This window comes from Leptospira kirschneri serovar Cynopteri str. 3522 CT (assembly GCF_000243695.2).
GTDB lineage: Bacteria > Spirochaetota > Leptospiria > Leptospirales > Leptospiraceae > Leptospira > Leptospira kirschneri.
The window spans coordinates 339576-353786 of sequence record NZ_AHMN02000007.1; the positions used below are offsets into that span (position 1 = coordinate 339576).

Consider the following 14211-nt stretch of genomic DNA (forward strand, 5'->3'; position numbering starts at 1 on the left):
CAATTTTAATTCTTTTCCGAAGTTGTATACTTCAAAGAGAATAAAAGTAAAACATATTGAAAAATCGCAAAATATAAAAGATAAGAAGCCATCATTAGTTTCTCTTCTACGCCGTTACCTAAAATCGAACGGTTAAAAAGGAGAATCAAAACCGAGCCGACTATAAAATAAAAAGACACTTTATCTTTTTCAAATATAAGTTTTATAGAATATACAATTCTTTTTGGAAAAGGACTGGAGCTTGTTTTCCAAAAAGGAAGAACCGAACGTTCCGCAAAAGACCAAGTCTGATCGAGTAGAATTCCCGAAGGATACAAAAGAAAAACGAAAGAATGTATCCAGGAAATTCCGCTGAATACAATCGAAAAAACGAACAGACAACCCAGAGTCAATTCTATATTACGTTTTACAAATACTTTCCAAAAGAACGGAATCACAAGGGCTAAAGAAAGAATAGAATACATCCATTTCACAACCAATTCGTTCAATTCTTGAAGAGGATAACCAAGTCGAGATTGATTTAGGACGTCTGCATAATTTAAGAAGTATTTTGCAAGAGTAGCGTTTAAACTCTGGTTGTTTTTCCAGGCCCTAAACAGAGGCGATTTTAAATAATTATCTAAAATCAATTGTTTCCAAGTTAAAGTCATCTCGATCGTAAACGAAGGCGCATATAAACAAGGAAGTAAAATCCAAAACAGAACAAATACAAACGTATAAAAAATCGCTCGGTAACGTTTCTGCATTAGAAAAAAAAGTAAAAAAGCTCCCGGAGTCAGTTTGATTACGATCGCAAGAGAAAGTAAAAAACCGGATAACCAGTCTTTGTTAGTATGAACGGAAGTCAAAATCAAAAAGATTAGAATCAAACTGACTTGATTGTTGTTCTGATGATTTTCCAAAAATCTCAGGTTGAGGATACAAAGAACAATGACAAAAAGTAAATTTCCTTTTCGATGAAAACGAACGGAAAGAATATACAGAGAGCCTAACAAAGCCAGAAAATTCAACGTAAGAAAAATTGCAGATGCAACCTCGTACGGAAACAGAGAAATCGGAATGAGTAAAAAAGCGAACGTAGGCGGATAGATATAAGAACCGACCCCTTCCATCATATCTTTTAGTTGTAGAAAAACTTTTGGAGTAAAAATCTCTTCGATTTTAATTTCTCCCGATCTAAGTTTTGTAAGAATTTCTTCTATCTGATCTAAGTTGTATAAATTATTTCCTTGAGTAAATCGAATCGAAGCATTATAATAATCCCGAAAATCGGATCTGTTTTCGGATTTTAATATACCGTTAATAAAGAAGAGAGAAAAAAATAAGACGGTTCCTCCAACAATCCAGTTTCTCAATTGCATTCTGAAACACTTTTCAATTCCTTTAGAAAAGCCAACCAATAAAAAATCATACATATTCTTTTCTGCTTTGTTTCTAAGAGGGAGCGTCCAACAATGGGACGGATTTGTGAAGTAGGCTCATCTCATTTCTGTATACAAAATCTATCAAATTGTTTTTTATTAAAACGGGTCTCAAAAATAAAATTTAACTTAAAATGATTTTGAGCCATATTTGAAAAAAGTTTCTTGAGATAACTTTTAATCTAAAAAATTTAGCAACGTTACGCCCTCTCATTCAAAAAAATGTTATTTAAAGACCTCAAAGAATTTGAGTTTGTATTGTCCGAAGAAAGGATTGCACGTTATCCGGTAGCCAATCGGGATGAGAGTAGGCTGATGGTCCTGGATGTAAATACGGGGGAAATTTCGAGCGAACCTTCTTTTAAAAATGTGATTTCTTATTTAAAAGAAGGAGATCTATTAGTCGCCAATCATACCAAAGTAAGTAAACGTAGGGTTTATCTTAGATCTAAAACTAGAATTCACGAAGCCATGTTTCTGGAAGAAAAAGAATCACTCTGGAAATGTAAAATTAGAAATTCTAAAAAATTAAAGATGGGAGAACGACTCTGCGATGAAAAAACAAAACAGGTTCTATTTACGATAGAAAAGAAAAAAGAGGAATTTGTATTTCTAAAACCCGAACGCCCGCTTCAAGAAGAGGATTTTCAACAGATCGGAGAGATTCCAATTCCTCCCTATCTCAAAAGAAATGCGGATTCTGAAGACGAAATCAGATATCAAACACTATTTGCAAAAACACCAGGTTCGGTGGCCGCGCCAACGGCGGGTTTACATTTTTCGGAAAACATATTCAAAATTTTGAAAGAGAAAAAAATACAATTCTGTACTTTAGAACTCAAGGTAGGGTATGGAACTTTTCAACCACTTACGGAAGAAAATTTTCAAAATCAAAAATTACATCGGGAGGAATTTTTTTTAGAAGAATCGGGCGCACAAATGTTGAATCTCGCCAAAAAAGAAAGAAGAAGAATTTTTTCGATTGGAACCACTACTTTAAGAGCGCTCGAATCCGCTTACGATCCGGTTACCGATACCTTTCGTTCCGGTCCGGGAGTTACGGAACTTTTTATTCTTCCAGAAGATAGATTACAAAGTTGCCAAGGTCTCATCACAAACTTTCATCTTCCGGGTTCTAGTTTACTTTTATTAGTTTCCGCATTTGCGGGAAAAGAATTGATTTTAAAAGCGTATCAAAAAGCGATCCAAGAAAAATTTAGATTTTACTCTTATGGAGATGCAATGTTGATTTTAGGAATAGAATTGATTCCTTAAGGAACTCGACGGAGAATCGTTTTTAGTGATTAAAAGAATAACTTCCAATCAATCGGCGATCAAACTTCATGCAGGAAAACAGAAACCTAAAAACGGCCTTCCCGATTTTTTAGCTTTTCACAGAGAAGAACTCAGTTCCTTACCGAAGGCACTGGAAAATCCTGGAATTTTTTCCAACATTCTGATTACGGGACCGGGATTAGAATCCAATCTTACCTTATTACAAGAATACGTTTCCGGTTTAAAAAAAAATATCAAAGTCATCTGCGATCCTCATCCTGGATTTTTGACTCTTGCAGGATTTCCGGGAAATACGGAATATCGACCTGGTAAAATGGCCGAAGCGGACGGAGGTTATCTTTTATTACCGATGCGAGCTCTCACGGAAGATTCTAATTTGTATTTTCTAGTCAAAGAAGTATTACAAACTGGTAAAATAGATTTTTTAACGTTACCCGAAATGACAGGTTCCAAAGAGATGAATCGTTTTCATCCTTCGGTTGATACTCGGTTTCGACTCATCCTAGCGGGAGAAGAAGGAGAAGTAGATTTTATTTCCGGAATCGATCCTGATTTTTACGACAGTTTTTCTTTTAAGATTCATCTACCATACGAAGCAGTGATGAAGACTAAAAAAAATCTTCAACTTTTTGGCGGATTGATTCATTCCTGGGAAAAACCAGGGTATCCGGAATTTGATTCGTCCGCCGTGGATGCGTTACTCGAAATTGGACTAAGATGGAATGACAGTAGAACAAGACTTTCTCTTTCTTTTGCGGAGCTTAGGACATTTGTAGGAGAACTTTTAGTACTCTATCGAAAAGAAAAAAAGCCAATTACTAGAATTCAGGTAGAATCTGCGATCGAATCCGTAGAAAAAAGAATCGCCGTCTATAAAAGAAGATATTTAGAAAGTGTAAGAGAAGGTTTGAATACGATTCAACTCAAAGGAAAAAAGACTGGGAGGATCAACGGTCTTTCTGTGATATTACTCCATTCTTCTTTAGCGGATTTTGGTCAGGTAAATCAGGTTTCGGCAAGAGTTGCACTTGGTTCTGGAAATTTTATCAATATCGAAAGAGAAGTAAATCTTTCCGGAGACTTGCACGATAAGGGAGTTTTTATATTACAATCTTATATTAAAGGAATGTTCTCTCATATACAATCTTTTGGTTTGGATGCTTCCATTTTATTCGAACAAAACTATTCTCCAATCGATGGAGATTCTGCAAGTTGTGCTGAACTTCTTGCGATCCTTTCCGCGCTTGCTGGTCTTGAAATCCCTTGTAATATTGCAGTGACTGGTGCGCTTTCTCAATATGGAGAAATCCTTCCGGTAGGTTCGGTAAATACAAAAATCTCAGCTTGGTACGAAATAATTCAGATTGTAGGAAATTCGAGGGATAAATATTCGGTTTATATACCCACTGCCAATTTGCGGGATTTGAACTTACCTTCTCCTATTCGTAAGGCTATGGACAAGGGAAAATTTCAGATTTTTACCTGTTCACACGTAGAGGAATTGATTCCGGAAGTTTTTGGAATCCCAGCCGGAAAATTTGGCAAAAATGGAAAATATCCGTCCGGAAGTTTGTTCCATTTAATAGAGGAGAGAATCGACCGGAAAAAAGAAGAAGAACATATATAGAAACCGTAATCTACTTTGTAATAATGCGACAAAATCTTGAAAAAATTTCTTTCCTAAACATGGAAAAAATTCCAAACTGTAGAAAAAAAGACTTATTTTTGAAATATTATTATTTGTTTTTATACAGTCCAAATTGAACAGATTTTGAGAGGAGATTTTTTTTATCCGAATGACTTTTCGGGATTATTCATAGAACGGGATCTATATTTGAGACTGGTCCTTCGATTCTGATTACCGATAATAAATTAAGAGCATGAAAATCATCGGGGTCATTAATATTCAATCCTCTTTGTTTATCAGCAGCCTTTCCGCGGTTGGATTAGGGGTTCTTTTATCCATTACTCAGGTCAAAACCCCGGAGAATTTTCAAGAAATAGAGTTTTCCCCTTTAAAAGAAAAAAACGAATTCAGCCCTACCTTCAAAGGGAAAAGAGAACCAAAAGAAATTCAGACATTTGAAATTTTAGGTTCTAAAGAAATCTATAAAATAGAAAAAGATTTAGAACTCACTGAAAACAGTGGTTTCAACTTTACGGGAATGGGGAATGTTTGGAGAAGTTTTTCTCACAATTTAAACTGGAAACAACCGGATATTCTATTGAACGATTCGAATTTAGTTTGGTCGGGAGCTCGTTTTTTAGGAGTAAAACAAGATAAATTTCAAATGATGGCTTCCGTTCTTCCTACCTTGCCTTTTTCGGAATTGTCTCCTTCTTTCAAAGGAAGAAAGTCGGACCCTTTTGGAGCCGCGACAGGAATGAATCAAGCTAAGTTAGACTCCTTTGAATTGAGTTATGCAGTTTTACCGGGAGTAAACGCAATTTTGAAAACCGGAAATTCTCTTCCTTATACTGCGGATCAAAGGGATCAGGGTTATTCAATGGCTGGATTTTCTTTTCAACCAAACGAATATCTCAGTACAAAAATTGTCTCTGGGAGTTCTTTCGGAAATTCAAGTTTAACAGCAAACAGACTTTCTTATTCTAATTATTCTGCCAATTCTCAATTTACAAACATAGATCCGAATATTGGAAACAATCCGGTTCTTAGAAGTCAGGCAATGGGAAATACAGGAGGCAGGGTAATCGAATGGCAGGCAAACATTCAGCCCGTTAGACGCCTTTCATTTCAAACTTCTGTTTTGAATAAAGAAAAAGACAAAGGGTTTTATAATCCGGAAGCGGCTCGTTTTTCTATGTTTATTGATTTTTCTAAAATCATTTTGAATGTAAGATACAGTTATTCTGCAGATCCAAATACTAGAAATAACGGACTTTATATCACTCCCGAATCCGATGCAACTACTCTCGGATTTACGATGCTTTTAGATCCGGCAGGAAGATATTCTTTATTCTTCGGGAACAATTACTACAATTTACTCTCTCAAAAAAATTCCGGAATCAATACTCAGGTCGACGAACCACTACGTTCTTTTTCAGCCAGTTTCCGAGGAAAAACTAGTTTTCAGAATGCGATTTTTTTCATGAACTTCAGAAACAATCTTTCCAAAGGTGTAATTTATACAGACGTGGGGCCGTATAGACTTCCTGCCTTTTCTCAATATTACACTGAGTATTTTACTTCCTTAGGAATGGAACTCTCCTTCTAACTTCTTTTCTAGTTGTTTGTTTTAACGTTTTTGAAATTGAATCGAAAAAAATTTCGATCGATCGTTTGGGTTTGTAAAAAAACCATAGCTAAAAGTTTTTTGAGAGGGAATATAAAATGTTCGGTAACAAGTTAGAATCCATCAAACAAATGAATCAAATGCGCGTGAGAATAAAAAAAGCGGAAAAGGATCTTATGGCGCTTTCTTTTGAAGGGAAATCTAAAAACGATCTAGTCACTTGTATCTCCGACGGTAAGCTCAATATCAAAGACATATTGATCGAAGACGAACTTCTCGCAAAAAACGATAAAAAACTTCTACAGAAAAGTATCAAACAAGCAGTGTCTCGTTCTTTGGAATTGGCGCAAGATGCCGCAGAAGAAAGAATGGCGGAGTTTCGTGGAATTATGGGAATGGAATGAACGCAATTATATGCGTAATTAAGAATGTAACGAGATTAGAACTACTCGAAAGTTGACAAATGTGACCTAAATTGTAGGAACTACTGCATTTTATTAAAAATTTCTAAAGAATTATCGCATAAAATTCTTTTAGGTTTTGGGGCAAGCTTTTAATGTTTAGTTTAAAAAAGAAACAGTATTATTTGTTATCTTTTACGATTTACATTTCTTTGATTGAGTTTTGTTCGTTGAGCCATTCAAAAACGGAAAACTTGCCTGCTTTCAAGATCACCTTGCCATTGTTATCTGGAGAATATTATTCTAATATTCAAAAATTAGAAGAAGGTTATTTTGTAAGACAATTATTTTTGGACATGACTCGAAAGCAGAATCAGTTTGTTTTTACACAATTGAGCGTGACACTCAGTAAAAACCGAGAAGAAACTAGAATTGAAGGAATTGTAAAAACTACGGCCCGAGGAGCTGAGTTGATTCCTGAATCTTGTAGGGTTTTTACGAATAAGGAATCTGGAAACAGATGGGCTTTAGTAAGGGTTTACGATTGTGATCATCTTTCTTTTCACATCGAATCTAATCGGCCTAATTTCATTTCTATCGAGCCGGATTTTATACCTGGAAATTTAATCGGAGTTTATAGAAAATCTGCGTCTTCCAATCCAAGTAAAATCAGCGCTCTCGTTTTGGAAAGTAAGGGAAAAATTTTAGAGGTTTGGGGACTTAGACTTTCAAGAGTGAGGAAAAACGCAAGCGTTGTATTAGAAAAACAAAACGGACAAAAATATTCAGTCCGAGCTTTAGAAACCGTTGGGCAGGTTATGGTGGAAAAAGTCTCTGTCGAAAAAGGAGATATTCTTTTATACGACAATCACACTAATTTCGGTTCATTCATAGATTAAAAAATTAGAATATTATAATCCTGGATGTATTGGAACTAGTTTGAGATAGGGGAGTCGTTTTCGGATTTGATCCAATTCTTCCTTGGATAAGTTTAATTCCGACCATTCTAAATAACGTAGATGATTCATTTCATAGACTGGATGTATTTCTTTGATTTTAGTATGTCCAATTCGGAGTTCTAGTAAATTTTTACAATTTGAGATCGGTTCTAAGGTTGAAATTTCAGTGTTTCGAATGTCTAGTTGTTGTAATTTACATTCTGAGCCGATAAAAGATAAGTCTTTGACTTTTGTTTTATACAAACCTAATTTAGTTAATTTTCCAATTTCGGAATATTGTTTTAGATCTTTCTCATCCACAGAAGTTTCTCCTAGATATAAACTGTGTAGGACGGTTAGTTGGGACAAAGGAGAAAGTTCTTTTACTTTGGTTCCGCTTACGTTTAGAAAACCGATCGTTTTTAAAGAACTGAGTTCTTCTAAATTCTGAAATTCGGGATGTAAAATTTCCAATGAAACTAAATTTCTAAAATCTATTAGCCTAGTTGTATCTGGGAATTCACTTTTATCAAATCCGATCCAACGAATTTGATACGGATAATATCTGAGAATTTTACCTTCTTTAGAAAATACCGGAATTCCACCTGGAATGGATTCTTTTTTGAATAAAGAACAAGAAAAGATCCAAAAACAAAAAATTAAAATCTTGAGTAAGGTAAAAAAACGGATTTGGATCATCTAAGTTATCAACCAATCAAAAATAAAATGTCGTGTATAAGTTTAAATTTCAAAACTTCACTGCCAAATTTGTGGGATTCTAGGAACTCCTACTTTTTTAGAATAGAATATTCTAATTTTGATAACTTAAGATCTTCTACAAAATTAGAGTTCCACAAATTTTTACCTAAAACCTTTTCTAATAAGGTTTGATTCTACAAAATAACTTGGATTCTGTGTAAGAAACTAAGTTTTTATATAAAAAATGTGGGAACTACCACTTTAGAAAACGATCTCTCATTTTCTTTGGTATAAATTCACGTTAAAAATTCAAATTTGTTTTACTTTATTCTGATTTTGAGTTTGACTCTCATCTTCACGTTTTCAAGATAATCCAAAATTAGGAAAGGAGTTCAATATGAGAAAAATTCAAAAATATACAAATACAGCAGTCATTTTCAGTTTGATTCTTAGTGTATTCTTAAATTGTAAAGACGACAAAAAAGACGATATAGATCCGTTATTAATTTTGGTCGGTTTAGTTTCGGGTTCATCTAGTTATAACTGTTCGGCAACCGTAAAGGGAAAAGTCGCTTCTTTGCCTGCGATGACCGCAACTACTTCCGTTCAAACTCTTGTTTACGGTAAGGTTCCGTTTGTAAATCATTCTATTGCAGCCGTAAAAGTGACAGGCGCTGTCAATGGAACTAGAATCGTTTTTACCGGACGAAATGTTGCTGATTTTGATGAAGGAACTTCCAATAATGAAAACGCACCTTTGATTTATAATACTTCTTCTTGTCCACTTGCCGATTCTAGCCAAGATACTACAAGATCGACTTACACAACAAATAGCGAAGGTCAATATGGTTCTACAGTTGGAGATGGTCCTTACACTTATACTTTAAATGCTACAAAAGGCGGGGATTACTACTTCGTTTTTTATCTTGCAAGTAGAACCGCAGAACCTCCTACGACCACATTTCAATTACAGTAAAATTTAGATTTTTATCGATAAAATGAACCAATTCCCGATCCTTAAACAGTTTTTAAAATATACCTGTTTTTGGTTCGGGATTTTCATTCTATTTCATTGTGCAAGACAACATCCCGCCGTCGATCAAAACGAGGTCGCGTTCAAACAAGCGCTTCTCGATCTACAAAAACAAATCGAAGAATCTACTCGGTCCAAAATCATTTCTACAGAACCAAATGGAGATGGTTCTTTCACTACAAACATCCGGTCCGTTTCGTATGACGTTTGGATCAAATATAATTTTGCCGACAAATCCCAAGCTTTTGTTCCGGATGTGTCTGGAGGTTGGGACGTAGGTTTTCAAAGATTTAAGCTTCAAACCAATAGCGGGCTCACACATTCCGAAGGACAAGGTGGGGCTTGTATGGCCAATCCCGTAGTTACCAATTTTGAGATTGCAGCGTCGTCTACTTCTACCGCTTTGGGTTGTGCAAATGTTTCTTTTTCTCCCGATACAAACGTATCCGAACTTGCAAGTGGAGGAATTCAAACAAATTACGTAGGCAATGATGTACTTAATAAATGGTTCAACTACAGTCTCGCTTTTTTACAACCTAATTATAAGGTTTTTGTAATCCGTTCCAACACGGGGAATGAATACTATTTGTTTCAAATTACTGGTTATTATAACTCCGAAGGCACTTCGGCCCATCCAACCATTCGATGGAAACAAATACAATATTAAATAAATTGAATATGTTTTTCCCCCACTTGAGCCGTTCTTTTTCGTTCGTTTTATTTTTGTTTCTTTTTTATGTTTCTATCCAAGCCCAAGATGAAAATACAAAGATAGAAAATAAAGTTACCCAAAAAAAATCGCCAAACACAATTACTACGAAGGAGAACCCGATCACTGACGATTCTAAAAAGGACAGCGGGAATGGTCAAAACGGACAAATCGTTCCGGAAGAATCACAGATCGTGGTCACAGGTTCTAGAGGAGAAAGAAGACTTAAGGATTCTACGGTCGCTACCGAAGTCATTTCCCGTAAAAAGATAGAAGCAAGCGGCGCTAGAAATGCGGCGGAAGTTTTAGAAACCCAGTTGGGAATTGACGTGGTACCTTTCTTCGGAGGTTCTAGGGTTCGAATGCTCGGTTTAGATTCCCAGTATGTTTTGATCCTTATTGATGGCGAAAGAATTTCCGGACGTTTAAATAATGCTGTGGATCTTAGTAGATTTAAAGTTCAGAATATTGAAAGAATCGAAATTGTAAAAGGGGCCTCATCGGCGTTATACGGAGCAGACGCAATCGGAGGAGTAATTAATTTAATTACGAGAGAAGCGGATAAAAAACTAAGCTATGAAATGCGAACCACTTACGGTAATGGAAGCAGAAAAAATTTCAACACCGAAGGAGAATTTAATACCACTGCCAACATGGGTTTTAGAAACGAGTATGTGAGTGGTGCGGTTTCCGCGGGTTACAATAAAAACCCCGGTTATCGATTAGTTCCGAATTCTCAGGCGACTACTGGGAACGCATATCAAGACTTAAACACAGGCATCAATCTTACCTTCAATCCAGACGGAAAATTCAAAGGTAAAACTAGAATTCTTTATCAACATAGAGATCAAAACGGAGTGGATGTAACTCAATCCAAAGCGGTCTTTGATCGTAACAATAAGACTCACGACTTTTTAGCTACTGGCTCTTTAGAATACGGATTTGGAAAAAGAAATCTAATTTCTTTTCGAGGAAATATTTCCAAATGGGAAAACAAGTACTATAACAATCAAAGAGGTTCGGACGAATTAGATGTAAAACAATTGAACTCCGAATTGACTTCCCAGGGAACCGTTCAATTAGACATGGAAGCTTCCGAAAGACATTTTATCACAGTAGGTGCAGAATCCTTTGCGAATGAATTAGAATCAGATCGATTACAAAGTAGGTATGTATATAGAACTAGAAAGGCGGTATTTTTTCAAGACGAGTGGACCGTTTCTCGTTCTCCTAGGATTCGAGTAGTACCAGGAGTAAGATACGACGATGATTCTCAATTTGGAAATCAAACAACTCCTAAACTTGCAGCCCGTTATGATATTTTTCAGAACTTAGTTTGGAGAGCGAGTTATGGAAGAGGCTTTCGCCCTCCCAGTTTTCAGGAATTATATCTTCGTTTTGAAAATCCAGCCGTAGGTTATGTTGTAGAAGGAAATCCAAATTTGAAACCAGAACGATCAATTACAATCAACTCGGATTTGGAATATAGTCCTTTTAGTTTTTTGACTTTTTCTTTGAGTGTATATCGAAACGATATTATCAATCTAATTCAGTATAAATTCGATTCGAACAAAGGAAGAGAGTTTGCGGAATTTCAATTACAGAACATCGCAAAGGCTTATACAAGAGGAGGGGAATTTGGAGTTCAATATAGATTCTTAAAATATTTCACTCTTGAATTAGGATACAATCATACAGATACTAGAGATCTAAGTTCGAATAGACCTTTGGAAGGAAGAGCGCTTCATCAGGCATCCGCAAACTTCATCTACAATTCCCCCGGAGGATTTCAATTTAACCTGAGAGGAAAACATCTAGACAAAAGACCGTTTTATAGTTCGACTAACAATCTTTCAGCGGCAGGACAGGATTATATTCCCAGCGAAGTTAAATTGAATGAAAATCCTCCCGTGATTTACGGAAAACCGTTTACAATTTTAAACGTAAGAATTGAACAGAAATTTTTCAACAAACACTTTGCCCTTTTTTTGGGAATAGATAACTTACTCAATCAATACGAACTAGCTTATAACCCCACTCGACCTAGATTTTATTACGGTGGATTTTCCGCGCAGTTTTAATTTCTTTTTCAAAGTTTGGTTCATTAATTTGCATTCGATAAATTAAAAAAATACTTTTGAAATATTCCTCGCGAACCTTAGTTTAACGTGAGTTCGACGTAAGAAAATCTGGCGAATCCGGACCACGCTTTCAGTTCCAGTCAATAAATTGTATGAAAGAAATCTAATATTTTGTCTTTAGTTTCAATTTAGAACGCGACCTTTAGGAAAGTGTTCTGTTGAGCTTTTCTACACCTCAATCGCTTTCACGTTGGATTTTATCGAAATTACGTTAACCTACACTTTATCATAATATTTATGAATACATCCAAGTAGTACAATGTGGGAGCTGTTACAAGTTATTTTATTATAAAACTTTAAAAATATGTGAACTACTTTTTAAGAGATTCTCTCCAGAGTTCATGTTAAACTATAGTGAGTTCGGTATAAGATAGAATTTTCTAAAAGTATGAGTTCCTACATTTTTAGAAATGATTTATAAATTTCAGATTTCAACTTTTTTCAGAAAAGTGAATTGTAGATTTTTCTACAAACTCACGTTAAAATATTTTGTTTCTTTTAAATTTTTTTCTATAAATCGTTCCGGTTGGAAAGTTCGAAGAACCGTTTTCTAGTATGGATATTCTTTTGTTGGATGACGGTCAAAAAATTGAATCTGCTTTGGTAGAAGATTCGTTTGGAACGGATTCTCTTTTGGTTCCAGATGTTTATTGGAATCGTTTGAATTTTCAAGAAAGAAAAGCTCTTCGGGGTAAACTTCCTTTTTTATTGAGGAAATATTCGAAGCAGATCGCTTCTATGAAACGCCTTCATGATCGGGCGGGTAAAATCAAATACAATCGGTGCGTTGGTAAAATGAAAAAGTTTAGTATTCGGGTTCATACTGGTGTTTGGGCGACTTTAGGTGTTTTAGCGGCGGCTCATGGTGTTTCGAGATGTTATCTTTTTAATTATATGCTTTGGTTGGAGGACCTGGGTGGAAAGGAGGATTTTTTTGTGAAAAGTTTAAACCCAGGAGTTCCTAGCTTTCACTGGACTTACAAAATGATCTGGAAAATTGACAGGAGACAAAATCTCATTTCGAGAGAATTACAATTTGAACCAAACCCAATGACGAATAAATATCCATACTATCTAAAAGAATAAGAAGCATCCAGATCCAATATCAAAAAACTCTAATTTATCCCAAAAAAAGCTAGGTCGAAAATTCTAAAACAAAAATGAAATATCAAAATTTTAGAAAACGAAAAGCCCAAGAAACAAATGATTTTTTGATTCTTTGTCTGAAGCAAAGAATTAGAATGGTATTGAAAACGGAGCTAAAAATGTTAGAAAAGATCTATTTAGCCAACCCAAGAGGGTTTTGTGCCGGCGTAAAATACGCAATCTCTTATGTAGAACAAGTACAGGCGAATTCCGAAGAAAAAATCTATGTCCGTAAGGAGATAGTACACAATCGTCGAGTTGTGGAAGATATGAAAAAAAAGGGAATTCGTTTTATCAACGATCTGGATGAGGCGCCCGACGGAGCCACAGTCGTTTTTTCAGCACATGGAGTAGCACCTTCCGTTGTGGAAGCTGCCAAACACAGAGGAATGAAAATTGGAGACGCTACCTGCCCTCTTGTTACAAGAGTACATCGCAAAGCCAGAAAAATTAAAGATACACACCAAATCATCTATATAGGACACGAAGGACACGATGAAGCGATTGGTACCATGGGAGAAGCGGAAATGTTTCTTGTAGAATCTCCGGAAGACGTAGTTTCGCTTCAAAATAAAATTGATCCGAACAAACCCCTGACGTATTTAATGCAAACCACACTTTCAGTAGCAGATACTAAAAATATAATAGATCAAATATCAAAGACATTTCCGTTCGTAGAACACCCCGCTAAAGATGATATTTGTTACGCTACAACGGAAAGACAAGAAGCGGTTTCCTTGATGATGGATCAAATTGATGCCATGCTTGTAATCGGAGCCGACAACAGTTCTAATTCATTGCGACTTTTACAACTTGCACAAAAATCCAAACCTCATTCGTTTAAAGTGTCTGCAGCGGATGACCTTTCCAAAGAATACATTCAAAATAATAAAATTAAAATTCTAGGATTGACCGCAGGCGCGTCCACTCCCCAGGTTCTCGTAGACGAAATCATTTCTAAGTTAAAGGTATTTTATCCAAATGCTGATGTTGAATTATTTCCGGGTTCTAGGGATGACTCTATGAGTTTTAAACTTCCCGGAATTTTACTCAGTTAAAAAAAGTTCGTTTGTATTGTATAAACTCCCACATTTTACTTTTCCGGAAAAAAGAATCTATAAAATAGATTTCTTTTACCAAACTTACAAAAACCTATTTTTACAATCGGTTTAT

General features: G+C 35.6%; 12 protein-coding genes. 10 read left to right on the forward strand and 2 right to left on the reverse strand.

Annotated features, from left to right (window positions below; translation table 11 throughout):
- Nucleotides 1–5: 5 nt before the first annotated feature.
- The gene (locus LEP1GSC049_RS215880; protein ID WP_016560728.1) at nt 6–1415 is read right to left on the reverse strand and encodes a glycosyltransferase family 87 protein; all 1410 of its coding nucleotides are present in this window, start codon (nt 1413–1415) and stop codon (nt 6–8) included.
- A 228-nt stretch (nt 1416–1643) separates the two neighbouring features.
- Here LEP1GSC049_RS215880 and queA point away from each other — a divergent pair, with 228 nt between their 5' ends.
- The 5 genes from queA (at nt 1644) to LEP1GSC049_RS215855 (ending at nt 7271) form a co-directional block, all read left to right on the forward strand.
- Nucleotides 1644–2696, forward strand: coding sequence for a tRNA preQ1(34) S-adenosylmethionine ribosyltransferase-isomerase QueA (queA, locus tag LEP1GSC049_RS215875; protein WP_004750237.1), 1053 nt, complete (start codon nt 1644–1646; stop codon nt 2694–2696).
- Nucleotides 2697–2721: 25 nt separating this feature from the next.
- Nucleotides 2722–4344 (forward strand): AAA family ATPase, encoded by a 1623-nt coding sequence (locus LEP1GSC049_RS215870; protein WP_004757476.1) that lies wholly within the window; start codon nt 2722–2724, stop codon nt 4342–4344.
- A 253-nt stretch (nt 4345–4597) separates the two neighbouring features.
- The gene (locus LEP1GSC049_RS215865) at nt 4598–5953 is read left to right on the forward strand and encodes a hypothetical protein (RefSeq protein ID WP_004750130.1); all 1356 of its coding nucleotides are present in this window, start codon (nt 4598–4600) and stop codon (nt 5951–5953) included.
- Nucleotides 5954–6069: 116 nt separating this feature from the next.
- Entirely contained in the window at nt 6070–6375 is a 306-nt protein-coding gene (locus LEP1GSC049_RS215860) for a YbaB/EbfC family nucleoid-associated protein (RefSeq protein WP_004750098.1), read from the forward strand.
- A 152-nt stretch (nt 6376–6527) separates the two neighbouring features.
- Nucleotides 6528–7271, forward strand: coding sequence for a hypothetical protein (locus LEP1GSC049_RS215855; protein WP_004759974.1), 744 nt, complete (start codon nt 6528–6530; stop codon nt 7269–7271).
- A 12-nt stretch (nt 7272–7283) separates the two neighbouring features.
- Here the strand turns inward: LEP1GSC049_RS215855 and LEP1GSC049_RS215850 are convergent, their stop codons facing one another.
- Entirely contained in the window at nt 7284–8009 is a 726-nt protein-coding gene (locus tag LEP1GSC049_RS215850; RefSeq protein ID WP_004750104.1) for a leucine-rich repeat domain-containing protein, read from the reverse strand.
- A gap of 397 nt (nt 8010–8406) precedes the next feature.
- Between LEP1GSC049_RS215850 and LEP1GSC049_RS215845 the strand changes: the two genes are divergently transcribed.
- From LEP1GSC049_RS215845 to ispH, 5 genes are all read left to right on the forward strand, one after another.
- Nucleotides 8407–8985 (forward strand): LIC20153 family lipoprotein, encoded by a 579-nt coding sequence (locus LEP1GSC049_RS215845; RefSeq protein ID WP_004750153.1) that lies wholly within the window; start codon nt 8407–8409, stop codon nt 8983–8985.
- 22 nt (nt 8986–9007) lie between these two features.
- Nucleotides 9008–9709, forward strand: coding sequence for an HmuY family protein (locus LEP1GSC049_RS215840; RefSeq protein ID WP_004750124.1), 702 nt, complete (start codon nt 9008–9010; stop codon nt 9707–9709).
- A complete protein-coding gene (locus LEP1GSC049_RS215835; protein WP_004750139.1) occupies nt 9688–11832 on the forward strand; it encodes a TonB-dependent receptor plug domain-containing protein in 2145 nt (714 codons plus the stop codon). The genes LEP1GSC049_RS215840 and LEP1GSC049_RS215835 overlap by 22 nt, the downstream gene beginning before the upstream one ends.
- A 615-nt stretch (nt 11833–12447) precedes the next feature.
- The gene (locus tag LEP1GSC049_RS215830; protein ID WP_004762519.1) at nt 12448–12978 is read left to right on the forward strand and encodes a DUF1564 domain-containing protein; all 531 of its coding nucleotides are present in this window, start codon (nt 12448–12450) and stop codon (nt 12976–12978) included.
- A gap of 179 nt (nt 12979–13157) precedes the next feature.
- Entirely contained in the window at nt 13158–14096 is a 939-nt protein-coding gene (ispH, locus tag LEP1GSC049_RS215825) for a 4-hydroxy-3-methylbut-2-enyl diphosphate reductase (RefSeq protein ID WP_020779398.1), read from the forward strand.
- Nucleotides 14097–14211: the final 115 nt, after the last annotated feature.

Excerpts from the sequence above, each read along its gene's own strand:
- LEP1GSC049_RS215880 (WP_016560728.1), bottom strand. The coding sequence starts at position 1,415 with ATGTATGATTTTTTATTGGTTGGCTTTTCTAAAGGAATTGAAAAGTGT.
- queA (WP_004750237.1), top strand. The coding sequence starts at position 1,644 with ATGTTATTTAAAGACCTCAAAGAATTTGAGTTTGTATTGTCCGAAGAA.
- LEP1GSC049_RS215865 (WP_004750130.1), top strand. The coding sequence starts at position 4,598 with ATGAAAATCATCGGGGTCATTAATATTCAATCCTCTTTGTTTATCAGC.
- LEP1GSC049_RS215860 (WP_004750098.1), top strand. The coding sequence starts at position 6,070 with ATGTTCGGTAACAAGTTAGAATCCATCAAACAAATGAATCAAATGCGC.
- LEP1GSC049_RS215855 (WP_004759974.1), top strand. The coding sequence starts at position 6,528 with ATGTTTAGTTTAAAAAAGAAACAGTATTATTTGTTATCTTTTACGATT.
- LEP1GSC049_RS215850 (WP_004750104.1), bottom strand. The coding sequence starts at position 8,009 with ATGATCCAAATCCGTTTTTTTACCTTACTCAAGATTTTAATTTTTTGT.
- LEP1GSC049_RS215845 (WP_004750153.1), top strand. The coding sequence starts at position 8,407 with ATGAGAAAAATTCAAAAATATACAAATACAGCAGTCATTTTCAGTTTG.
- LEP1GSC049_RS215840 (WP_004750124.1), top strand. The coding sequence starts at position 9,008 with ATGAACCAATTCCCGATCCTTAAACAGTTTTTAAAATATACCTGTTTT.
- LEP1GSC049_RS215835 (WP_004750139.1), top strand. The coding sequence starts at position 9,688 with ATGGAAACAAATACAATATTAAATAAATTGAATATGTTTTTCCCCCAC.
- LEP1GSC049_RS215830 (WP_004762519.1), top strand. The coding sequence starts at position 12,448 with ATGGATATTCTTTTGTTGGATGACGGTCAAAAAATTGAATCTGCTTTG.
- ispH (WP_020779398.1), top strand. The coding sequence starts at position 13,158 with ATGTTAGAAAAGATCTATTTAGCCAACCCAAGAGGGTTTTGTGCCGGC.